At 42.5% G+C, this 21,781-nt stretch carries 23 protein-coding genes; 16 read left to right on the top strand and 7 right to left on the bottom strand.

Annotated elements, in window-relative coordinates:
- Window positions 1-110: 110 nt before the first annotated feature.
- Window positions 111-2,309: a YhgE/Pip domain-containing protein gene (locus LCL96_RS11600; RefSeq protein WP_224941630.1), complete on the top strand. Its 2,199-nt coding sequence runs from the start codon at window positions 111-113 to the stop codon at window positions 2,307-2,309.
- 143 nt (window positions 2,310-2,452) lie between these two features.
- Entirely contained in the window at window positions 2,453-3,205 is a 753-nt protein-coding gene (locus tag LCL96_RS11595; protein ID WP_224941629.1) for a FixH family protein, read from the top strand.
- Between the two features lie 55 nt (window positions 3,206-3,260).
- On the opposite strand, the gene yhfH is transcribed toward LCL96_RS11595, so the two are convergent.
- Window positions 3,261-3,395, bottom strand: coding sequence for a protein YhfH (yhfH, locus tag LCL96_RS11590; RefSeq protein WP_079533738.1), 135 nt, complete (start codon window positions 3,393-3,395; stop codon window positions 3,261-3,263).
- Window positions 3,396-3,590: 195 nt separating this feature from the next.
- On the opposite strand from yhfH, the gene LCL96_RS11585 reads away from it, so the two are divergent.
- The 3 genes from LCL96_RS11585 to LCL96_RS11575 all read left to right on the top strand — a co-directional run bounded on the left by LCL96_RS11585 (window position 3,591) and on the right by LCL96_RS11575 (window position 7,030).
- Entirely contained in the window at window positions 3,591-4,325 is a 735-nt protein-coding gene (locus LCL96_RS11585) for an MBL fold metallo-hydrolase (RefSeq protein WP_224941628.1), read from the top strand.
- Window positions 4,326-4,336: 11 nt separating this feature from the next.
- A complete protein-coding gene (locus tag LCL96_RS11580; RefSeq protein WP_224941627.1) occupies window positions 4,337-5,323 on the top strand; it encodes a lipoate--protein ligase in 987 nt (328 codons plus the stop codon).
- Between the two features lie 150 nt (window positions 5,324-5,473).
- Window positions 5,474-7,030 (top strand): fatty acid--CoA ligase family protein, encoded by a 1,557-nt coding sequence (locus LCL96_RS11575; RefSeq protein ID WP_224941626.1) that lies wholly within the window; start codon window positions 5,474-5,476, stop codon window positions 7,028-7,030.
- A gap of 42 nt (window positions 7,031-7,072) precedes the next feature.
- On the opposite strand, the gene LCL96_RS11570 is transcribed toward LCL96_RS11575, so the two are convergent.
- Window positions 7,073-7,366 carry a hypothetical protein gene (locus LCL96_RS11570; RefSeq protein ID WP_224941625.1) on the bottom strand — a complete coding sequence of 98 codons (294 nt, stop codon included), beginning with the start codon at window positions 7,364-7,366 and terminating at the stop codon, window positions 7,073-7,075.
- Window positions 7,367-7,519: 153 nt separating this feature from the next.
- Between LCL96_RS11570 and LCL96_RS11565 the strand changes: the two genes are divergently transcribed.
- The 6 genes from LCL96_RS11565 (at window position 7,520) to LCL96_RS11540 (ending at window position 14,362) form a co-directional block, all read left to right on the top strand.
- The gene (locus LCL96_RS11565) at window positions 7,520-8,296 is read left to right on the top strand and encodes an enoyl-CoA hydratase-related protein (protein WP_224941624.1); all 777 of its coding nucleotides are present in this window, start codon (window positions 7,520-7,522) and stop codon (window positions 8,294-8,296) included.
- 267 nt (window positions 8,297-8,563) lie between these two features.
- Window positions 8,564-9,496 (top strand): alcohol dehydrogenase catalytic domain-containing protein, encoded by a 933-nt coding sequence (locus LCL96_RS11560; protein ID WP_224941623.1) that lies wholly within the window; start codon window positions 8,564-8,566, stop codon window positions 9,494-9,496.
- A 112-nt stretch (window positions 9,497-9,608) separates the two neighbouring features.
- A complete protein-coding gene (gene dcuS, locus LCL96_RS11555; RefSeq protein WP_224941622.1) occupies window positions 9,609-11,204 on the top strand; it encodes a DcuS/MalK family sensor histidine kinase in 1,596 nt (531 codons plus the stop codon).
- Window positions 11,197-11,907 (top strand): response regulator, encoded by a 711-nt coding sequence (locus LCL96_RS11550; protein WP_224941621.1) that lies wholly within the window; start codon window positions 11,197-11,199, stop codon window positions 11,905-11,907. Before dcuS ends, LCL96_RS11550 begins: the two co-directional genes overlap by 8 nt.
- A 157-nt stretch (window positions 11,908-12,064) precedes the next feature.
- A complete protein-coding gene (locus LCL96_RS11545; RefSeq protein WP_224941620.1) occupies window positions 12,065-13,387 on the top strand; it encodes a 2-hydroxycarboxylate transporter family protein in 1,323 nt (440 codons plus the stop codon).
- Window positions 13,388-13,459: 72 nt separating this feature from the next.
- On the top strand, window positions 13,460-14,362 hold the full coding sequence (locus LCL96_RS11540) for an AEC family transporter (protein WP_224941619.1): 903 nt from the start codon (window positions 13,460-13,462) through the stop codon (window positions 14,360-14,362).
- Window positions 14,363-14,424: 62 nt separating this feature from the next.
- Here LCL96_RS11540 and LCL96_RS11535 read toward each other — a convergent pair whose 3' ends face one another.
- Window positions 14,425-15,486, bottom strand: coding sequence for a CotH kinase family protein (locus LCL96_RS11535; RefSeq protein ID WP_318246421.1), 1,062 nt, complete (start codon window positions 15,484-15,486; stop codon window positions 14,425-14,427).
- A gap of 132 nt (window positions 15,487-15,618) precedes the next feature.
- Complete coding sequence (locus LCL96_RS11530; protein WP_224941618.1) at window positions 15,619-16,176, bottom strand: helix-turn-helix domain-containing protein; 558 nt, start codon at window positions 16,174-16,176, stop codon at window positions 15,619-15,621.
- A 102-nt stretch (window positions 16,177-16,278) separates the two neighbouring features.
- Between LCL96_RS11530 and LCL96_RS11525 the strand changes: the two genes are divergently transcribed.
- From LCL96_RS11525 to LCL96_RS11510, 4 genes are all read left to right on the top strand, one after another.
- Complete coding sequence (locus LCL96_RS11525; protein WP_224941617.1) at window positions 16,279-17,001, top strand: AzlC family ABC transporter permease; 723 nt, start codon at window positions 16,279-16,281, stop codon at window positions 16,999-17,001.
- Entirely contained in the window at window positions 16,994-17,305 is a 312-nt protein-coding gene (locus LCL96_RS11520; protein WP_224941616.1) for an AzlD domain-containing protein, read from the top strand. Before LCL96_RS11525 ends, LCL96_RS11520 begins: the two co-directional genes overlap by 8 nt.
- Before the next feature lie 284 nt (window positions 17,306-17,589).
- A complete protein-coding gene (locus LCL96_RS11515; protein WP_224941698.1) occupies window positions 17,590-18,861 on the top strand; it encodes a M48 family metallopeptidase in 1,272 nt (423 codons plus the stop codon).
- Between the two features lie 185 nt (window positions 18,862-19,046).
- Window positions 19,047-19,367, top strand: a complete 321-nt coding sequence (locus LCL96_RS11510) for a hypothetical protein (protein WP_224941615.1) — start codon at window positions 19,047-19,049, stop codon at window positions 19,365-19,367.
- A 47-nt stretch (window positions 19,368-19,414) separates the two neighbouring features.
- Here the strand turns inward: LCL96_RS11510 and LCL96_RS11505 are convergent, their stop codons facing one another.
- Together LCL96_RS11505 and LCL96_RS11500 are read right to left on the bottom strand one after the other, a co-directional pair.
- Complete coding sequence (locus LCL96_RS11505; RefSeq protein WP_224941614.1) at window positions 19,415-20,080, bottom strand: DUF421 domain-containing protein; 666 nt, start codon at window positions 20,078-20,080, stop codon at window positions 19,415-19,417.
- Between the two features lie 136 nt (window positions 20,081-20,216).
- Window positions 20,217-20,456 (bottom strand): IDEAL domain-containing protein, encoded by a 240-nt coding sequence (locus tag LCL96_RS11500; RefSeq protein WP_224941613.1) that lies wholly within the window; start codon window positions 20,454-20,456, stop codon window positions 20,217-20,219.
- Window positions 20,457-20,652: 196 nt separating this feature from the next.
- Between LCL96_RS11500 and LCL96_RS11495 the strand changes: the two genes are divergently transcribed.
- Window positions 20,653-21,222, top strand: a complete 570-nt coding sequence (locus tag LCL96_RS11495) for a competence protein ComK (RefSeq protein ID WP_224941612.1) — start codon at window positions 20,653-20,655, stop codon at window positions 21,220-21,222.
- A gap of 7 nt (window positions 21,223-21,229) precedes the next feature.
- Here the strand turns inward: LCL96_RS11495 and LCL96_RS11490 are convergent, their stop codons facing one another.
- Window positions 21,230-21,619 (bottom strand): hypothetical protein, encoded by a 390-nt coding sequence (locus tag LCL96_RS11490; protein WP_224941611.1) that lies wholly within the window; start codon window positions 21,617-21,619, stop codon window positions 21,230-21,232.
- Window positions 21,620-21,781 lie beyond the last annotated feature (162 nt).

Here is a 21,781-nt window from a genome sequence, read left to right as displayed (position 1 = left end):
TTCGGCAAGAAATGACCTTTCACATGAAGAAGTCATATGTTTTTTACTCAAAATTGACCGTTTGAGAATATTGGTCAATAGTTCTATTTCGGAAATTATTGGAGGTAAACATGAAGAAATCATTTATTGGTTCAGAATTCAAAGCGATTTTTCGCAACAAGAAGCTGCTCATTCCCATACTAGCCGTGCTCTTTATACCTGTTTTATACAGCGGCATGTTCCTTTGGGCATTCTGGGATCCTTACGAGCAGCTTTCAGACCTTCCTGTCGCGGTTGTCAACAGCGACCAGGGAGCGGAGTTTGACGGAGAGGAGCTGCATATCGGGCAGGATCTCGTGGATAAGTTGAAGGAGAGCGATCAATTCGATTTTCACTTCGTTGATAAAGAGGAAGGATATAAGAATCTGGAAAAGCAGGACTATTACATGCTTGTTGAAATTCCGGAGAACTTCTCTGAAAATGGAACGACATTATTAGAAGATCATCCTCAGAAGCTTTCACTCAAATATGTACCGAATGAGAGCTTTAACTTCTTGTCTGCTCAAATCGGCGATACTGCGATGAAAGAAATCAAAGCAAGCCTTTCGAAGTCGGTATCTGAAACGTATGCCGAAACGATGTTTGATAAAATTCAGGAAATGGGAGATGGTTTCCAGACGGCCAGCGATAAAGCGGGGGAAATCAATAATGGAGCCATTGATCTTTCTCAAGGTGCCAAAAAGCTGAAAGATAATTTAGCGGTCCTTGCTGAAAAGAACGTTGAGATGACAGACGGTGTGGCCAAAACACGCGCAGGTGCCGAGAAGCTGGCTAAAGGCTCAAAAGAACTGTCAGACGGCGTCGGTGTCATGACGGATAAATCACAGCAATTATATAAGGGAACACAAGATGTTCAAACCGGGTTGAACTCTCTTGCTGCCGGAATTGATAAAAGCAAGGCCGGTTTGGAACAGGTGGACGCTGGACTAGATAGTGCCGTGGATAATACCGCAAAATTACAGGCCGGATCTAAATACCTTGCCGATCAGATCGGTGCCTTGAAAGGCGGAGCCGACAGTGCCCAAGCCGGGGCACAACATATCGGAGCAGGAGCAACAAAACTTGAACAAGAATTAGCACCGTTCATGGGGAGCCTTCCTAAAGAAAAACAGGAAGAGTTACAAGCGGCTATAGATGAGATTAAAAACGGTGCTACAGGTCTTGAAACAGGTACAGGTAAATTAAGCACTGGAATTACCGGATTACAAGGTGGAGCAACTGACTTAGCTGATAAAATCGGGAAATTAAACGAAGGTCAGAAGAAACTCCAAGGTGGAGTTGGTCAGCTTGTTGCCGGATCCGCTCAGCTAGATGAAGGCTCTAATCAACTTGTAGCCGGTCAAAACAAAGTAGTGGAAAACTATGGTCTACTAAATGAAAAGCTTGGAGACGTATACCAGGGAACAGTAGGTCTTGCTTCAGGAGCAAATGAACTAAGCTCAGGTCTTAACCAGGTATACGACGGATCTACTAAACTTGCTGACGGTTCCAAGAAGCTAGCCGATGGTTCAACGGAGCTTGCGGATGGAACAACGAAACTATCGGATGGGACAACAGAATATGAAGCGAAATTAAAAGATGCAGCAAAAGAAGCCAACAGTGTCAAACCGAATGATGAAACGTATGACATGATGGCCGGTCCCGTCGATGTGAAAAATGAGAAGATCAATCATGTTCCAAACTACGGAACAGGATTTGCTCCATATTTCTTATCACTTGGACTATTTGTAGGTGCATTATTAATCTCTATTGTGTATCCACTCCGAGAACCATCTGACCGCCCATCAAGCGGAATGAGTTGGTTCCTGGGCAAATTCACTGTGCTTACGTCAGTGGGGATCATCCAATCACTGATTGCAGCAGCCATTTTACTCTTTGGGTTGGGGCTTGAAGTGGAAAGTGTACCATTATTCTTACTTTCTACTATTATAACGAGTCTTACCTTCCTGGCATTGATTCAGATGCTGGTTACAATCCTTGGTGATCCGGGACGATTTGTCGCCATCATCATTTTGATCCTGCAATTGACAACGAGTGCAGGTACATTCCCACTCGAATTAATTCCGACTGCACTGCAACCAATCAGTGCACTGTTACCGATGACCTATTCGGTTTCAGCGTTCAAAGCGGTCATCTCAAGCGGGGACTTTGCCTTCATGTGGCAAAACCTCTTCATCCTACTGGGATACTTCATTTTCTTCGTCGCATTGACGGCAGTGTTCTTTGTAGGGCTGTTCAAGAAACAATATACAAAAACAGTAGAAGCGTAAGGAAAAAAATGGTAGATGTCACACACATCTACCGTTTTTTCTTCATAAAATGGACAAACCTTCGGTAAACATAACCGTGTATACTAATGGTTGAGTGGTACATAATGGTGATACAGTGAAAATTGCTTAAAGGAGGTTCGGTTATGAAAAAATTAAGTTTGTTTATGCTCGTAGGTTTTCTTGCGTTATTATTCGCTGCATGCGGTAATTCAAATGAAGATAACGGAGCAAAAGACGATGAGAAATTAGAAGCAATCGAGGCAAAGTTAGATGTACCCGAGAAGGGAGAAAAAGGTGAAACCATTTCTCTTTCCACCAAGGTCACACAAGGTGATGAGAACGTTAAGGATGCTGGTGAAGTGAAATATGAGATTTGGAAAAACGATCATAAAGAAGAAAGTGAAATGATTGAAGCGAAGCATGACAAGGACGGGGTATACAAAGCAGAAAAGACGTTTGAAGAAGACGGCATGTATACCGTACAGGTTCATGTGACGGCAAGGGACATGCACACGATGCCAAAGACAGAGATTGCGATTGGTAATGTAGAAGAAGGGGAGCATGAGGAAGCAGGAGAGGATCACCATCATGGCGACCATGAAAGTACTGTATCTATTCATCTCATGAAGCCGGACAGTATTAAAGCTGGAGAAGAAGCGGACATGATGGTACATGTTGAAAATGAAGAAGCTCCACTGGAAGATGCCAATGTACGCTTTGAAATTTATCAGGACGGTCAGGAGAAACATGAGTGGGTGGATCTGACTCCTGGTGAAGCCGGAGAATATAGCGGTTCCTATGCATTCCCGGAAAAAGGTTCTTATAATGTACAGGTTCATGTAACCAAAGGAGAAGACATTCACGAACACACAATGGAAACAGTCGAAGTACAATAAACATAAAAAGGATGCCATCAACCTGGATGGCATCCTTTTTATTACCCCTTCATTCTTAGTATTCGTAGTCAGTCGTACATTTCTCGCAATAAATGCCGTAGCATTCATGCTGCTCCTCAATTGTATCTCCACATTGTGCACAAGACTTAGGCGGCAAATTTCGAAAGAACTCAACGATATTTTTTACCATGTTCATCACCCTCCGTAAATTTGTTTTCACCCATCAATTGTTCGTGTTATATAACTGATGTGTTAATTTATTTTATTGTATTATAACAGTATGAGTTTCGTCAACGATTAATTCTAAAATGGGCGAAAAAAATGAAAAAATAGGCACAATGAAGTATAGTAGGGATACATACTATTGTGAAAGGCGAGGATCGTAATGAAGCTAACCGTCATTGGCCAATGGGGCGGCTATCCAAAGGCAGGAGAAGCAAGCACAGGGTATTTACTCCAGCATAATGGCTTTAAAATGCTGATAGACTGTGGCAGTGGTGTACTATCCCATCTGCAACAACACGTAGAGGCTACGGATCTGGATGCAGTCCTTCTGTCCCACTATCACCCAGATCACGTAGCAGATATCGGTGTACTACAACACGCATTATTGATTCAATACTTCCTTGGGAAAAATAACGGTACATTACCGGTATATGCCCATAAAGAAGATCAACAGGGTTTTGAAACGATTACATACAAAGATTTGATGAAAGCTCATGAATATAAGGAAGGTACTTCATTATCGGTTGGCCCGTTCACGGTAACTTTTGTAAAGACCAAGCATCCTGTTCCATGCTATGGAATGAGAATTGAAGCGGACGGCAAAGCCCTGTTTTATACAGCGGATTCTGCCTTTAGAGAAGAATTTGTTTCCTTTGGACAGGACGCTGATGTGCTTCTGTGTGAATGTAATTTTTATGGAGGGATGGATGCCTCGAATGCTGGTCATATGACGAGTCTCGACGCGGGAAATCTTGCACAGAAATCCAATGCTGGAAAGCTCATTCTCACTCACTTACCGCATTTTGGAGAACTGGAGCAGCTGGTAACGGAAGCAAAAACCCTTTATAAGGGCGACGTGCTATTAGCGGAAAAAGATATGGAAGTAGATATTTAGGAGGAAGAAAGATGTTATTTATCGATAATAAAGGAATTACGGATCCAAGGATCAATCTTGCTATTGAAGAATATGCGCTGAAAAACTTAGATATTAATGAGAGTTATTTATTATTTTATATCAATGAGCCTTCGATCATCATCGGGAAAAATCAAAACACGATTGAGGAAATCAATACGGACTATGTGGAGAAGCAAGGTCTTCATGTCGTCCGCCGTCTATCTGGTGGAGGAGCGGTTTATCATGACTTAGGGAATCTGAACTTCAGCTTTATCACGAAGGATGATGGAGAAAGCTTTCACAACTTTAAGAAATTCACTGAGCCTGTTGTAACAGCCCTTCACAAACTTGGGGTGAAGGCTGAGCTTAGCGGACGTAACGATATTATGGCAGAAGGCAGGAAGATCTCCGGAAACGCCCAGTTCTCCACTAAGGGGCGGATGTTCAGCCATGGAACGCTCCTGTTCGATTCCGAAATGGAAAACGTCGTATCAGCTCTTCGGGTGAAAAAGGACAAGATTGAATCTAAAGGGATTAAATCCATCCGCAGCCGTGTGGCCAACATTTCTGAATTTCTTTCAGAAAAAATGACGATAGAAGAGTTCCGCTCGACCCTTCTGAATTATATTTTCGACGGAAGTGACGTAGAAGAATATGTCCTGACGGAAGAAGACTGGAAGAACATCCATGAGCTTTCCAAGGAACGTTATCAGAACTGGGATTGGAACTATGGTAAATCACCAAAATTCAATCTTCAGCATTCCCACCGCTTCCCGGTCGGATCCATCGATGTCCGTCTGGAAGTAAACAAAGGGAAAATCGATAACTGTAAGATCTTCGGTGATTTCTTCGGGGTAGGGAATGTAGAGGATATCGAAGAAAAGTTGACAGGCACCCGTTATGAGCGAAAAGACATTGCAGGAGCTCTGGAAGGTGTCGATATACAGCACTATTTTGGGAATGTGACGAAGGATGAATTTGTGGATTTGGTGTACTAGAATAAATGGAAGAACCGTCCAAATTGGGCGGTTTTTTTACGGCAAGATACTTGTATTAATACTTTTCTTTATATAGAATATATTTTGAATACTTTTAATAATTTGATGAATGACCATTCATTCAGTTTATCGAAAAGGGGAGGGATACAATTGAATATTGCAACAGTGTTAGATCAAATCGCTCAAGAGAAAGCAGATAAAACGGCCTATCATTTTCTGAATACCTCAAGTACATACGGGGAGTTGAATGGTGCCGTATCGAAATTTGCCAGTGGCTTAGAGCAATTGGGTCTGAAAAAAGGGGATCATGTCGCACTTGTATTAGGGAATTCACCGCATTTCGTCATTGGATTATATGGTGCCTTGCGCCTGGGATTGAAGGTCATTCCAATTAATCCGATCTATACACCGGATGAAATTGGCTACATCCTGAAAAATGGGGATGTGAAAGCGATCGTCACATTAGATCTATTAGTACCATTGATTGAAAAGATGCAGCACCTATTAACGGATGTGGAGCATTTCATTTTGTGTGAATCAGGGGATGAACGAGCAAAGGGAATTGACCTTGAGAAGATTTCTCTCGCTTATCCTAAAATGAAATCGTTTACAAGTGTGCTTGGAAAAGGAGATCCTGAATACAAAGGAGAGACTGTCGATGAAAATGAAGTAGCCATCATCCTCTATACTTCAGGAACGACTGGAAAGCCGAAAGGCGCCATGCTTACACACAAGAATATTTACTCCAATGCAACGGATGTAGGAAGTTACCTGAAAATGAATGAAAACGATACCGTCATTACGGCACTTCCGATGTTCCATGTTTTCTGTTTGACGGTAGTATTGAATGCACCGCTTTTAAGAGGAGCGACTTTGTTAATCGTTCCCCGTTTCAGCCCTAAGGCCATTTTTGAATTGTCGAAGTATCATCAACCAACCGTATTTGCGGGAGTTCCGACTATGTACAACTTCCTGTTTCAGTATCCTGAAGGAAATCCAGAAGATTTATCATCTCTCCGACTCTGTATCTCAGGTGGGGCTTCCTTACCGGTTGCCTTACTGAAAAACTTTGAGAAGAAATTCAATGTCATGGTTTCTGAAGGGTACGGTTTATCCGAAGCATCACCTGTCACCTGCTTCAATCCGCTTGATCGACCCAGAAAGCCCGGATCCATCGGAACATCGATCATGAACCTGGAAAACAAGGTTGTCGATGAAATGGGAGAAGAAGTTCCTGTAGGACAGGTCGGTGAATTGATCGTCAGAGGTCCCAATGTGATGAAGGGTTATTACAAGATGGAAGAAGAAACAGCCGCAACCATTCGTGACGGATGGTTATATACGGGTGACCTGGCCCGCATGGATGAAGAAGGATATTTCTATATTGTAGATCGCAAGAAAGAGCTGATTATTGTTGGGGGATACAATGTTTATCCACGGGAGGTCGAAGAAGTGCTGTACAATCATCCCGGTATCGTGGAAGCAGCCGTCATCGGAGTCCCGCACCCTGAATTGGGTGAAGCCGTTAGCAGCTATGTTGTGAAAAGCGATCCCTCCTTAACCGAACAAGATGTGCTGGAGTATTGTAAGGAGCACCTTGCCAAGTACAAGCTTCCGGCTTCCATCGAGTTCCTGGATGAACTACCGAAAAACACAACAGGAAAAATCCTACGAAGAGCACTGAAAGAGCAAGTACTGCAATCATAAAAAAGAAGATGTTCAGTGAAATCACTGAGCATCTTTTTTTATTTACTTCATTGCTTTACTGGCCTGTAAAAGCTTTGATTCACCTTTTTCCCACGTCTCGACCTGTTCAATTGCCTGCTCAGGAGTGAATCCCTGACCGACCAAAACACCCGATAAGATGAATTCCTGGAATAGGTGGGTCAGGTTGATGCCTTCTTCCACTTCCGATAAGGCACGTGTTACGAGAGGCTGAATATAGTCAACCCATTGATCGGGAAGGCTTTTTGTTTCACGGTAGTAAGGATTCACGTCCTGCTGATGTTGGAAGTAAGGGTACTGATTATAAGGATGATACATATGATCATACAGCTCCTTTATGGGTAGATGTCACGAATAGTCTATGCATTCACGCAGGAAGTGTTCAGACCTTTTAAAAAATGAAAGGGTTTTCTCGGTTTGTGTCGAATCTTACATAAGGAGGAATCACTTAAGGCAAAGGGGAGAACAAACATGGAATCCATTTTACTAGAACAGAAAGGAAACGTTGCAACAGTCACCATCAACCGACCGGATGCAATGAATGCCTTTAATTATGATACACTGAACGAGCTTCAGCAAGTAGTAGAAGCACTTCGGATCAACCCTGACGTCCGGGTTGTCATCTTTACAGGAAGCGGGGAAAAAGCCTTCTCAGTCGGAGCGGATTTGAAGGAACGCAAAACCTTGACGGAACAGCAGGTCATCCGCAACGTCTACAAGATCGGAGAAGTCTTCCAATCAGTCGCGACCCTTCCGCAACCAACCATCGCTGCCATGAATGGCTATGCATTTGGCGGGGGAATGGAATTGGCTCTTGCATGCGACTTCCGGATAGCTGTTTCAGGTACAACAATGGGGCTGACAGAAACAAGCCTTGCCATCATCCCGGGAGCTGGAGGAACCCAGCGTTTGCCGAGATTAGTAGGGGAATCCAAAGCATTGGAACTGATTCTGACGGCTAAAAGACTATCTTCCGAAGAAGCGCTCCAAATCGGGCTGGTTACAAGAGTAGCAGAGAAAGAGAATTTCTTGAATGAGGTTCATTCATTTGTGGAACCGATGCTTGCAAACGGTCCGGTTGCCCTGCAGCAGGCGAAGTTTGCCGTGAAGAACGGCATGAACGTGGATCTGCAGACCGGGTTGCAGATTGAGAGAAAAGCATACGAAATCACGATTCCCACAGAAGATCGGGTGGAGGCTTTATTGGCATTCAGTCAGAAGAGAAAGCCGGAGTTTAAGGGGAAGTGAAGAAAACATAGGATTCAGTCTGTGTTCTGTGTTGGAGATCTGCTAGTGGAGCGGTTTGGCTCTGGTGGCGGGTCTTTTTTATGTGGATTGGTGGGAGAATTTCATTTTTGAAAATATATGGTCAGATTTGAAAATAAACATGAGGTTTTTGAAAATAAAATCGTAGTTTTAAAAATAAAAGTGTCAGTTTTGAAAATAAACGTTTCATCCACAGTTTATTATGAAGGTGATCTTTTTAATGAAAAGATTTTTGGAAGGAGATACGATATGATCCAAACCTCTCTGCAATTAAAAGCAAAAAAGACATTACAATGGACAACCAATACCATTCCACCTTTGAAAGAAGATGAAATTCTAATTAAAACCCTTGCAGGAGCCATCAGCATCGGGGCGGAGCTTCCTCAATACAATGAAAATGACCCTACCGAACCTTTCCCGTCTTATCCAAAAGAAACCGGTTATGAAAGTTTTGGGGAAGTGGTGGCAATCGGGGAAGCAGTCGAGGGATTCAAAATTGGTGACCGGGCTGTGGCGTTTTTCGGACATAAGGATTACGGAATCGTGAAAGAAAGCAAAGCCATCTTCGTTCCAAAAGGGATCGGCCATCAAGCCGCGTTGCTCGTGATCCTTTCTTGTGATGCAGCAAAAGGGGTCCGCAAATTGAATCCGAAAGAAAACAATCGAGTGCTGGTGACAGGGTCCGGAACGATGGGGCTATTGACAGTCTATTATTTGAAAGAGTATTTGAACGTTCGTCAGATTGATATGTTAGAACCCCACCATGCTAGAGGCGAAATCGCAAGAAAGTTGGGGGTGAAAACCGTCTTTGAAAATCCAAGTGACTGCCCGGCTGACTTCTATGATTATGGATTAGAGTGCTCGGGTTTTAATCACGCATTCAAGACACTCCAGCAGGCGCTGAAGCATGAAGGTGAAATGTGCATATTATCCGATGGGAATAAGGAATCGTTTCAATTGCAACCTGACTTTTATCGAAAAGAGCTTAGGATTGTGGGTTCCAGTGATGGATGGGATTATAAACAGCATGCAAAATGGTATTTCGGTCAAATGAAAGAACAAGATTCAGGCTTACGTGAACTGTTTGAGAAAACGATCCACTTTGAAGAACTTCCCGAGTGTTTCGAAGAGTTGGCTACAGGAAGCAGTTCTCCCATTAAGGTCCTAGTGAACTATTGTTAATATCCGCTCAATGGAGGTTCCACACGGAGCCTCTTTACTTTTGCGGGCATACTAATAAACCAAAAATCATGTAAAATATACAATAATACTAATCTATTCTGGAGTGACTTCCATGAAAAAGAAAAAGCTAAGCACCATCATCATTCTTTTTGTCTGTGTTGTGGTTCTCATTTCCCTTGCGATAACGGACTTGCTCATTTCAAGGACGATCAATGACAATATTGAAGCAAATATTGAAGAAAAAGCGAAGATCGTATCCAGGACGGTAGCTCACTCGAACATTGTGAAGAGTGGTCTCAAGAATAAAGGTGATGAAGATCGTATACAAGAATACACCATGGACATTCAGGATTCAGCTGAGGTACTGTTTGTGGTGGTGATGGATATGGATGGCATAAGAAAATCCCATCCAAATCCCGAGCGAATAGGCGAACACTTTGTCGGTGGGGATGAAAAAGATGTATTGAAAGGCAAAGAAAGCTTGTCCATTTCTGAAGGGACGTTGGGCAAGTCTGTCAGGGCATTCACTCCTGTTTATAATGAAGAAAACGTACAGATAGGAGCTGTGTCTGTAGGGATTTCCCTGAATAGTGTAGAGGAGGCCCTGGATCAAAGTCACTCAAATATCTTATTGGGATCGATCATCGGGATCGTGGTGGGAATCATCGGCGCAATTATCATTGCAAGATACATAAAGAAAATTCTATTCGGGCTCGAGCCCTTTGCCATTGCGAAAATCCTGGAGGAACGGAATACCATGCTTCAGTCGGTTCATGAAGGGGTGGTGGCTGTGAATAAGGATACCACTATATCCCTGGTCAATAAATCAGCATTGAAAATCTTCGACAGAGCAGGTTTGAGCTCTGACCCGATAGGGATGCCCATTAAGGAATACATGCCCCATACAAGGCTTGAACGGGTCATGGAGACGGGGATATCGGAGCTTGATGAGGAACAGACCATTAATGGGGTTTCCATACTTGTAAACCGTGTTCCGTTAATCGTAGATAATGAAGTAGTCGGAGCCATCTCTACTTTCCGCGATAAGACGGAAGTCAATCGATTAGCGGAACAGCTGACCGGTGTGAAATCGTATGCAGAATCACTCCGGGCGCAGTCCCATGAATTCATGAATAAGCTGCATGTAATCCTTGGGTTGGTGAAAATGCAGGATTACAGCCATTTAGGCCGATATGTGAAGGAGCTTGTTTCCCTGCGTGTCGATGAAGTAAGCATGGTGACGTCGAAAGTGAAAGACCCTGTTCTTGCCGGCTTTATCATGGGGAAATTAAGCTATGCCAGAGAAAAGAACGTATCGTTAACCATTGAATGCCATGACCTCATTCCAGAACCCGAGGACCCTGACGTGACCCATGAGATGATTACCGTAATCGGAAACCTTTTGGATAATAGTATTGAAGCAACCATGGGTCGAGATGAAAAGGAAGTACTCATGGAGTTATTTTACAAAGAAGATCAGTTTGAAATGATCGTCACCGATACTGGAGTAGGAATACCGGATGATATAGTCTCAGATCTTTGCACCAAAGGATTATCTTCCAAGGGGGAAGGACGGGGGTACGGTCTTTTCCTGGTGAAAGAGAGCATCGGTAAGTTGAATGGTAACCTTCATGTTGAATCCAAGGTTGGTTCAGGAACGACGATGATTGTCCAGGCTTCATATAAGGAGGGGAAGAAGAATGATTAATGTATTGATCGTTGAGGATGATCCGATGGTGGCCCGATTTAATCAAAGGTATCTGGAAGAAATCAAAGGGTTTCACTTAATCGGGATTACGGATTCGATTGAAGATGCCATGGTGGAATTAAAGAAGTGTAGGATTGACCTGATTTTATTGGATGTATATTTGCCCGGAGAGTATACAGGTATGGACTTGTTGGAGCAAATTCGCATGGAGCAGAGGGAGACTGACGTCATCCTCATCACAGCGGCATCAGAAGTCAATCATATTCAAAACGCCCTCCGTATGGGAGTGGTGGATTATTTAATCAAACCTTTTGAGTTTGAACGGTTTAAAAAAGCATTGACCTCTTATCGTGAGAGTAATCTCATGCTTCAAAAGCACTCTACCATCGGCCAAGGGGAACTTGATTTAGTTTTACTGAGAGATGTGCAAGAAACCGGGGATAAGGTGCCCCTTCCTAAAGGGTTGACGAGAAGGACATTAGCGTCTATTTACGAAGAGATTGTGAGTTTCAAAGAAGAGTCGTTTTCAACAGATGATATGGCAGACGTGATGTCCATTTCACGGGTGTCGATCAGAAAGTATCTCAGGTTTCTGAAAGAGCTCTGCGTCGTGGATGAAACCTTGATTTATGGGATCGGAAGGCCAGTCTATCAGTATACGTTGAATAAAAAGAATATCGGGAGAATGGAACGTTATTTATAAGCAGCTTACCCGGCTGCTTTTTTTAATTTCAAAAAACAAACAATAGTTTCATAATCTTTGAATTGATAGAACGGTTTCATAAAATGGGGATACAGTGTAAGCGGTTGCTAAATGATGGTTTGAAGGTAAGATGATAACGATAAAGGGGATGAAAAAGATGGGACAAGCAGCGTCAACACTCTCATATAAGAATGAGGAAACGAAAGAGAACGTGAGTCTTGCGAAAGAACACTCTCTACAGATTTTTAATGTGCCGATCCTTTGGTTTCTGGCCTTTACAGGGATAACACTTGTCAGCTTGTATACGGGAAACCTTCCTGGAGGGATGATCGGGAGTCTTCTCGTCATGATGGTTCTTGGTGAATTATTTGGATGGGTAGGGGACCGTACGCCGATTGTGAAAACCTTCCTCGGAGGTGGAGCAATCATTGCTATATTCGGATCTGCCTTTATGGTCTATTCCGGTTTGCTTCCTGAAGCTGCGGTTACGTCCATGACAGACTTTATGAAACCAGGTGGATTTTTGAATTTCTATATTGCTGCTTTAATCACCGGCAGTATTTTAGGAATGAATTCAAAGGTTTTGGTTAAAGTGGGACTGCGCTATTTCCTGCCGATTATTGGGGCGGTAGCGGGGGCAGTGATCATAGCGGGAGCATTCGGTTCTTTTGTAGGATTTACCCTTAAAGAAGCCATTCTTGTCATTACGATGCCGATCATGGGAGGAGGAATGGGGGCCGGAGCGGTTCCCATGAGTCAAATCTATTCCGAAATGATGGGGAATGATCCGAGCTATTATATTTCCATGCTTGTACCTGCCCTTGCATTAGGGAACGTATTTGCCATCATTTTAGCGTCCGTTCTTGATATTATCGGCAAAAAGGTACCTTCATTAAGTGGAAACGGTCAACTGATGAAAGGATTTACTTATGAGAAAACAAAGCAGAAGTATAACATTGAAAAGATGGGAGTAGGATTACTCGCTGCTCTTACATTCTTTACAGTGGGTACGTTGCTTGGTTCCGTTCTTCCTCTTCATCCCTACGCCATCATGATCATTCTCGTGGCAATTGCAAAGATTTCAAATATCATTCCTCAGAATGTAGTAGACGGAGCAAGTCAGTGGTATCAGTTTGTCGCAAGTAACTGGACCTTTGCCTTGTTATTCGGGATCGGGGTCGCTTACACGGATTTAAATACGGTTCTTGAAGCACTGACCCTCCAATATATCCTTACTGTGTTTGGGGTGGTTTTAGGAGCGATCATCGGTGCGGCCATCCTTGGAAAACTTGTTGGTTTCTATCCTATCGAAGCAGCGATCACGGCGGGACTGTGCATGGCGAATATGGGAGGAACAGGGGATGTGGCCGTTTTGTCCGCCTCCAAACGAATGGAGCTTATGCCATTCGCCCAGATTTCTTCGCGGCTTGGTGGTGCATTGATCCTGCTCCTGGCCGGATTGATTATTCCATTGTTGTAAATATGGTACACTGAGGCTTGGCTCTTTTAGTCAAGCCTCTCTTTTATTTTAATAGATTGTTGGTGACATAATATGGACGTAATATTCATCGTACTTCCTGCATTATTAGTCTTTTTGGTTGGTTTCATCGGACAGAAGAAGCTTGGATTCGAGATTAACTCGATATCCAAGATGGCGATTTATCTGATGTATCCATTCCTCGCATTCAAGACCTTTTACGAAAATGAACTGAATATGGATTATCTGTATATTTTTCTTTTTTGTATCGCCCTTTGTGTAATATTGATTCTTTCTATTAAAATTGTAGCCGGAATCAGGAATTATTCAAAACAGAAAACATCGGCTATGATCCTTTCCGGTGTATTCATGAACTCAGGTAATTATGGTGTACCTATCATCCTGTTCGGGTTCGGGGAGCTCGGTTTTCGCTATGCTGTCATCATGATGGTGATTCAATCATTCCTTATGAATACAATCGGATTATATTATGCTATCAGCGGAAGCAGCAAGACGAGGGACTCAAAGGATATATGGATGAAGATCGTCAAAATGCCGATCCTGCATGGAGCGGTTATCGGACTTGCCTTTCAGGTTTTGAATCTTAAGGTTCCTTTGTTCTTAAATCAAACCATCGACCTGGTTTCTCAAGCGACGATTCCTACGATCATGGTGGTTCTCGGGATGCAGCTGGCGACTCTTGGAGGCAAGAAGGTGGAGAGGAGTGCTCTTTCGTTTATCGTGATCATGCGTATGGTGGCATCACCCATCCTGGCGTTGGCGATCGTATCTATACTGCCGATTTCCCCGACCTTGAGTTCGATCCTCATTATCCTGGCCAGTATGCCGACTGCTGCGAATACGACGATGTTTTCCCTCCAGTTCAATACAGAGCCTGATTTGGTATCTGCAAGTACTTTGGTGACGACCATTTTGAGTATTGTGACAATCCCGATCATGCTGGCACTTGTTTCATGATAGTAAACTCTGCATCACGCAAAAACATGAGTGGGAACTCCTTGTTCCCACTCATGTTTTGCCTAGAAGTACTTTAATTCCTGTTTCAGAAAAGCACGGCGTTCTTCAATAAACTTGAAAATGAATGAGGGCTCCTTGTCATATAGGTCTATGTCTTTCTGAAAATGAGGATCCATAAGGATATAAGGTCTTAAGGAAGAATGTAAGTTCATCACTTTATCCTCAAAGTATTCAACCTTAAACTTCGTTTCAAGAATTTCTTCTACTATTTCCTTATACAATTTTCTGTATCGGGACCGTTTCATAAGCTGTGAGGTCAGTCTGTTTTTTGTCTTACCGGTGATCGGCACATAATCGTATTCCATCATTTCCCCATTCACTCTTCTCCCGAACGTTGCATCGTAATCCCAAGGAATGATGGAAAAGAGGTGATCCTCACTGTTGAGATACAACGCGTAATTATGGGTGAATCCATCATTATTCATCGTGCAAACAGCCCCAGCAAGCCACTTCAAATAGTTTTCGATGTTTAAGAGTTTTGGTATATCGTAAGGAGCTGTGTTGATACTCCTTATGAAATGGATGAGATGATGGTCATCCTGCATTTTTCCGAGTTTCCGCTGATAGCCTGATGTAAGCCCTCTTTTTCTCTTAGTGGAAAAATTCGCTTTGTCACTCACAGCATAATAAATTGTCCCAGGTGGAAGATTCCTTTTACTTAAATACATATCATCCACCGACTCGAGCTGAAGGTATAAACCGAGTGGTTCCCCATCCTGTGTTAAGAGTACATGCTGACTATTTGGAGTGAGAATCCCCAAATCCCTGATGAAATCCAGGGAGAGTTTGTTTCTAAAGTGGGAGGGATCGTATACTTCAGCATTCAGATGGATCTCTGATGACCCGTCCCATTCCCTTGGCTTCTCAAATTCTACATGATATGACTTTTTCTCCAATTCCCTTGTATAGGATCCCCTGTACCGGATATGGACGTCATACATGGAGTTTTCTATTTGTAGACGGGCTGGAACAGATGCACTACTCCATACATCCCTTTCCAAATCCCGTAAATCAGCATGATTGAATTGGAGGTCAAACGAGGGTAAGGAAGGTGTCATGGTCATTTTTTCTCCTCTCCATTTTGGTAAAGATGTAATAGTATACGGGCGGGCTTCAGCGTTTGACACGATATGGATAAAGAAAAAAAGCTGTCACGGAATGGAGCCCCATCCCGTAACAGCTTTTTTGATTCTATATTATTCTTCCCCGTAATAAATAACCATTTGGCACACAGCCTCTTGATCCGATTCATTAGAATATTCATGCCCCGAGTCAGCTGCGAAGCGAATCGAGCTTCCTGCCGGTAATTCATATTTTTCTTCAGCCAATTTGAGGACGATATCTCCTGATAGCACCGTGATGTATTCTTCAACACCCTTTGTATGTCCCTCATTCAAATAAACACATCCTGGCTTCATCTCTACCCGGTAGCTTTCCCATTTTTTTAATGGATCGAAAGGGAAGATGGGGTATACGATATAATTTCCATCATCTTCAAGTACGGGCTGTACGTCTTCATAGTGAATAATGGATACTTGATTGCTCGGTTTTTCAATCAGGGAAGAGAAGGAAACCTTCAAGCCATTGGCAATTTTCCAGAGTATCGCAACAGTGGGATTCGAATCCCCTCGTTCAATTTGGCCGATCATGGCCTTGCTTACCCCGGTCCGTTCAGCCATTTGTTCAAGGCTGAATCCTCTCTCTCTCCGTATTTTTCTAATATTGTCTCCAATTTGTATCGGGAAATGTTCCATGCTCAAAACTCCTCTTGTATACTATAGCGTCCATATGTATAATATAATAAATTATCAAAAAATTAAAATAGTAATGACTTCTATTATAAAGGATGTGAGAGGATGGAGGCACTTCTTTCTACAAAAAAAATGAGTGATTTTCGTCTTGGCCTGCAAGGTGGTCTAAGTATAGCCATCGGATACATGCCAGTTGCCTTGACATTTGGCTTATTGGCTCGGACAACGGGGCTTACGGTAATGGAGACGCTCTTGATGAGCATGCTCGTGTTCGCCGGGGCTTCCCAGTACATATCATTGAGTCTGATAGCGGTCGGTACCGGGATTATTGAGATCATTCTCACAACGTTCATCGTCAATATCCGCCACTTTCTCATGTCTGCTTCGTTAAGTGAGAAGCTTGAGGAAGACCGTTTGTTTAAAAAACTTTTCTACGCGTTTGGCATTACGGATGAAACGTTTACGGTCATCAGTGTCAAAGAAGGGACCGTACGGACAGGGTTCGCCGTAGGAGTCATGCTCATATCCTACGGGAGCTGGGTCGTGAACTCCGGGGTGGGATATTTCATCGGAGAGATACTCCCGGAATTCCTTCAGGCCAGCATGACGATCGCTCTGTATGCCATGTTTGTCGGTCTCCTCGTTCCTTCCATGAAAAAGAGCGTCAAGGTCACGTTTTTGGCAGTGGTGGCAGGTGCGCTGAATAGCATTCTCCTGTTTACCACGAATCTTTCAAACGGCTGGTCAATCGTGACAGCTACGATGGTTTCAGCCGTTATCGTCGAGGTAGTGGACATGATGAAGAGAGGAGGAAGAGCGGATGGATAGTGCGATCGTATGGATGATTATAGGGATGGCCATTGTCACCTACATCCCCAGAATGCTACCTTTCCTCGTATTTAAAGGGAAAGAACTGCCCCCGTTTCTCCAAGGAGTTTTGCGGAATGTCCCATTTGCCGTTCTGGGTGCGTTGATCTTTCCGAGCATATTATTGATTCAAGAGGGGAACCTGTTGTTTGGTGTGGTTGGGACGGTTGCTGCCTTTGGGATTGCATTTTTTGGAGCCAATGTCATCCTTGTTGTGATCGGGGCGATTTCTGTTCTGTCTTTGTATTCAGTCTTCATCATGTAGAAGGTTATTGGTCACGATCTGATCGTGGCTTTTTTTATTGGGCATGGATCGTATTTTTCGGAACGGCAGATAATTTTAAAAAATGGCCGATAAAATTCTATTCGGGCAGATATAATGAAGATATGGAAGATAAATTGAAATGGTGGAATGCACATCACCAGAAAGGCAGATAAACGATTTTCCCTGTACGAACCGCACCATTTCATTCACCGCCCGTGTTTAGGTTCTAAAAGTTTGGACAGGGTATTACATATAGTAATGAAGACGAGAAGGGAGGAACTATGTTGGCTAAAAAATGGGCGCTCAGATCGATATTGGCTTATTTACTATTAGGCTTATTTTTATATGTGTACTTATTTTTTCTGGCGGATTCCACTTTACCTGAAATGTATAAGGGTAGCAGTGCAGATCCGGCCACTTTTATGAATGATAAAGAAATCATGTTGAGTGAGGACTTTTCTAAAATCAAGAATCTTTTGTTCTTTCTTTCCACTCCATATGAATGGCTTTTTTATTTCTTGATTCTGATTCTCGGTGTTTCACGGGTGTTTGAGAAATGGGCGAGGGGGACGGTGAAGAACGGATTCCTTCAAACGGCCATTTACTTGTTCTGGTTATCGATCGCTTCATTTATCGCGATTTTTCCACTACAGTATATTTCCTATAAGATCTCAAAGAGCTACAATATATCCACCCAGACGTTCTCGATGTGGATGAAAGATGAAATCACGGATTTTTGGGTGAATTATCTGCTCATGTTCATCATCGTATCGGTCCTGTATGCCCTGATGAAACGGTTTAAAGAGCGATGGTGGCTTGCTGCCTGGGCTTTATCTGTGCCATTCACGATTTTCATGATGTTTGTACAGCCTGTGCTGATCGATCCTCTGTACAATGATTTTTATCCATTGAAGGATAAAGCGTTGGAGGAACAGATCCTGACTCTTGCAGATAGAGCCGATATCCCTGCAAACCATGTGTTTGAAGTCGATATGTCGGAAAAGACCAATTCACTTAATGCTTACGTCACAGGGGTCGGCTCCAATTCAAGAATCGTCCTTTGGGATACGACCCTTGAAAAATTGACAGACGAAGAAATCCTTTTCGTCATGGCCCATGAAATGGCTCATTACGTAGAGAAGCACATTTATATAGGAATCGGGATCTATCTCGTTCTCTCTTTCTTTGGACTGTTCTTGACGTCCAAGCTGATGAGGGGAATTGTTGCAAACCATAAAGATAATCTCAAAGTATCAAAGGTCTCGAACCTCAGCTCCTTACCATTATTCTTGATGATCACATCTATGCTGTTGTTCACGATCAGCCCCTTAAGCAACTGGATTTCCCGTTACCAAGAGACGAGGGCAGATCGATATGCCATCGAAATGACTAGCGACAAGGAAGCGGCCATTTCTTCTTTCCAGAAGTTATCGAAGGTTGGATTATCGCAAGTAAATCCTCCACTTTTAGTAAAGATCTTCCGATATGGACACCCGACAATGCTTGAACGATTGTCCATGCTTGAACAATATGAGGCGGAGAAAAAAGAGGAGTAAAGAGAAAAGAGGCTGGGACAAAAGTGATTTAGTTAAAGTAAAATCCGAACGATTTTCGAACTTCTTTTATGAAATTCGAAATCGTTCGGATTTTTAATTGGAAAAAGTTACATATTTTTAATATATATGGTAATATAAGTAACAATAAAATAATCTGAATTTTTTGTCATAGAGGAGCTGATGGAATGGAAGTAATGATACAAAGTAAATGGCTGTTGTTATGTAGTAGATTTGCTTTCACTATGCTAGCACTGTTAGGGTTACCATTTTTAAGTTATCTTAAAACGGGTCGGCCCATCATGGAATGGTCTTTGATTATTGGGATATTAGTTACGTTGATCATCATCTATGTAAACGGAGATGGTTATATGTCTCAAAGGGGCAAGTATATGATAAAAGAAAAAAAGAAACAATTTTATCATTCGATTTCATTTTGGACAGCTTTAATTTATACCATGGTAGCATTCTATTTAACAATGAAAGCTTACGGGAATTTTTTATTTTAAATCCTTGAAGCGAATATGAAGAAAAAGGCCTGGTCACATTTTGGTGACTAGGCCTTTTCCCTTTTACTGATGACAAGGTTTTTCGCTTTTTCCGTCATATAGGCGAAGATGACATCTTTATGATGCAGGTTCGAGTTGGTTAACTGCGTTTCCAGCCATTCTTTTGACTTTCCCAGAAGTTGAAGATTCCGGGCTTGAATCTTCCCGTCGACAATGACTGAAATCGGGAGTCCTTCGTCGTCGATGTTTAAATTGAGGTGCTGAACGGTAACAGGTGTATTTTCTACCTTGGGGATGACGCTTACTTCACCGATGGGTTCGAGCATGGCATAGTCTACATCTGAAATCTTAGGGTAGCCCTGGGACCTGAGGATGGACGTTAATTGAATAAGAGAGATCTTGGATTTCTCGAGATTATCCTCCAGTATTTCGCCATCCTTTATCAACAAAGTCGGTTCTCCAAGAAAGAAGCGGTTTCCCCATTGACTCAATGTCATGAATGAGAAGAGTACGTGGAGGCCGACAAGAAAGACAAGGGCTGTGATGGTCGGCCAGAATTTGGTTGAGATCAATGGCTCGGATGCGATCGTACCTACGATGATGATGGCTACCAGGTCGTAGGGGGTCATTTGAACGATTGTTGATTTCCCCATCAGCCTCATGGCCGCGATGGTGATCAAGTATAGGACCAGAACTTTAATAAATAAGATCATGATGTTTCGCTCCATCGTATTCAAGTTAACCATTAGCTTCTGCCATTCGAGAGGATGTCATGCATGAAGAAGGACGAAAGGCCCGTCCATTAAAAAGGGAATGGCTGACTCAGAAGTGGAGTCAGCCATTTTATGATTATCCGTAGCTTATGTTCAATTCATTCAATTCTTTTGTTAATTTCATGAACAATTCTTTATCTTTAGTATCCAGGGCGGCATCAATGTCGGTTAGAAGTTTGGTTTTCTGTGTCATTAGGATGCTTTCATGCAGCACCATATCGATATAGATTTCCATTACGCTTCTTTCAGCGGATTTCTTCCGGTTAATGGCGGCGGCGGCTTTCATCATTTCTGTATAGGACTTTTTGCTTTCCATATACGTCACCCCTGAATTCTTTTTATTAGTATATGGTGTAAGTATTAAAAATTCAACTAAAAAATTAAATATTCAGATAATTTTTTATTCGTTTATGAGTGGCGATTGTCTAATTTCAGAATTTTTAAAAATATAGCAGACAATCCTCGAAATTTGTGGTATTATTTTGGAGAAAAATGTAAATGGAGGCGATGAAATGAGAGAAAAATCTCGAATTATAGAAGAATATGAAGTGAATCCCCATACAATGATCCTTCAGCCTATGGAGTACGGTGCCAGGACATTTACGAAAATAATAGAAATGGATGACGTATTGGTGTCCCCGTTTAAACCTTTTGATATCTTGAAGAAAAGCTGTGAATTCTTTGGCTGCTCATATGAGGGCAGAAAAGAAGGTACAAAAAAACTTACGGGTATCATCTACAAAGCCCCCATCATGGTAAATCCTGATCTGTCCATTTATCTATTCCCGACATCTTCTCCAGTCAAGCAGGAATGTGCCTGGGTCTCTCATTCCCATGTCCGGGGGTATGAACGGATGACAAACGGATCAACACGGATTTTTCTCCAAAATAATGAAACCTGCACGGTCCCCATCTCATACAGTTCCTTTGAAAATCAAATGCTCCGCACCTCTGATTTGCGTATTGCCTATACACAGCGAATCGCAGAGATGGAAAGTAAATATAATGCGAAGGTACAGTCCGAAACGGGTAATGTTAAAATGTTTTATCTTAATAGACACATCCATAAAACTGATGCGTGAGACAACATCACGCTTCTTTTGTTGTGTCAGTCTTTGTTTCCATAAAGCGTCGGTACAAATAATGCCTCATTAAATCCTCCACCCGGTTCCTGAGGCGCGGATTAAAGTAATTATGGTGCTCTTCATATCCTTTATACAGAAACATATACATCGTGAATGCATCATCCGATTGCATCCGTTCAACTTTCATCTTATTCGTTCGCATATACTTTTTAACGTGTGCGAGTTCCCCTTGAATGACCTTCATCGTCTCCTCGATCAACTCTAAATAAGGACGCTTTAATTTAAATGGACTGCTGTCGACGATTTGCAGGTCGCGATTCAAAATCGTCAGTACCATGGGCAGATAAATCGCCTGCTCCAAAATATTTCGATCATTTTCCGGGATTCTTGTCATATGAAAAGACTCCTTTTCACCTTAGATTAGAACATGTGTTCGTATTTTTATTTTACGTTGATTTCAATTTACTTTCAATAGGGAAAGTTGTAGAATTTGAATTTGTTTCTATTATGAAGAGGAATACAGGTTTTTATCCGTGAAGGGAATAGGTTTTCCAAT

Origin of the sequence: Rossellomorea aquimaris (assembly GCF_020172085.1) — a bacterium.
GTDB classification, from domain to species: domain Bacteria; phylum Bacillota; class Bacilli; order Bacillales; family Bacillaceae_B; genus Rossellomorea; species Rossellomorea aquimaris_E.
The sequence above is the reverse complement of the archived record's forward strand: the minus strand, read 5'-3'. Positions and strand labels throughout refer to the sequence as shown.

Coding starts and splice junctions, on each gene's coding strand:
- LCL96_RS11580 (WP_224941627.1), top strand. CDS start 4,337: ATGTTATTTATCGATAATAAAGGAATTACGGATCCAAGGATCAATCTT.
- LCL96_RS11490 (WP_224941611.1), bottom strand. CDS start 21,619: ATGACAAGAATCCCGGAAAATGATCGAAATATTTTGGAGCAGGCGATT.
- LCL96_RS11530 (WP_224941618.1), bottom strand. CDS start 16,176: ATGGAACATTTCCCGATACAAATTGGAGACAATATTAGAAAAATACGG.
- LCL96_RS11565 (WP_224941624.1), top strand. CDS start 7,520: ATGGAATCCATTTTACTAGAACAGAAAGGAAACGTTGCAACAGTCACC.
- LCL96_RS11545 (WP_224941620.1), top strand. CDS start 12,065: ATGGGACAAGCAGCGTCAACACTCTCATATAAGAATGAGGAAACGAAA.
- yhfH (WP_079533738.1), bottom strand. CDS start 3,395: ATGGTAAAAAATATCGTTGAGTTCTTTCGAAATTTGCCGCCTAAGTCT.
- LCL96_RS11505 (WP_224941614.1), bottom strand. CDS start 20,080: ATGATCTTATTTATTAAAGTTCTGGTCCTATACTTGATCACCATCGCG.
- LCL96_RS11500 (WP_224941613.1), bottom strand. CDS start 20,456: ATGGAAAGCAAAAAGTCCTATACAGAAATGATGAAAGCCGCCGCCGCC.
- LCL96_RS11595 (WP_224941629.1), top strand. CDS start 2,453: ATGAAAAAATTAAGTTTGTTTATGCTCGTAGGTTTTCTTGCGTTATTA.
- LCL96_RS11535 (WP_318246421.1), bottom strand. CDS start 15,486: ATGACCATGACACCTTCCTTACCCTCGTTTGACCTCCAATTCAATCAT.
- LCL96_RS11520 (WP_224941616.1), top strand. CDS start 16,994: ATGGATAGTGCGATCGTATGGATGATTATAGGGATGGCCATTGTCACC.
- LCL96_RS11540 (WP_224941619.1), top strand. CDS start 13,460: ATGGACGTAATATTCATCGTACTTCCTGCATTATTAGTCTTTTTGGTT.
- LCL96_RS11550 (WP_224941621.1), top strand. CDS start 11,197: ATGATTAATGTATTGATCGTTGAGGATGATCCGATGGTGGCCCGATTT.
- dcuS (WP_224941622.1), top strand. CDS start 9,609: ATGAAAAAGAAAAAGCTAAGCACCATCATCATTCTTTTTGTCTGTGTT.
- LCL96_RS11585 (WP_224941628.1), top strand. CDS start 3,591: ATGAAGCTAACCGTCATTGGCCAATGGGGCGGCTATCCAAAGGCAGGA.
- LCL96_RS11570 (WP_224941625.1), bottom strand. CDS start 7,366: ATGTATCATCCTTATAATCAGTACCCTTACTTCCAACATCAGCAGGAC.
- LCL96_RS11525 (WP_224941617.1), top strand. CDS start 16,279: ATGGAGGCACTTCTTTCTACAAAAAAAATGAGTGATTTTCGTCTTGGC.
- LCL96_RS11560 (WP_224941623.1), top strand. CDS start 8,564: ATGATCCAAACCTCTCTGCAATTAAAAGCAAAAAAGACATTACAATGG.
- LCL96_RS11510 (WP_224941615.1), top strand. CDS start 19,047: ATGGAAGTAATGATACAAAGTAAATGGCTGTTGTTATGTAGTAGATTT.
- LCL96_RS11600 (WP_224941630.1), top strand. CDS start 111: ATGAAGAAATCATTTATTGGTTCAGAATTCAAAGCGATTTTTCGCAAC.
- LCL96_RS11495 (WP_224941612.1), top strand. CDS start 20,653: ATGAGAGAAAAATCTCGAATTATAGAAGAATATGAAGTGAATCCCCAT.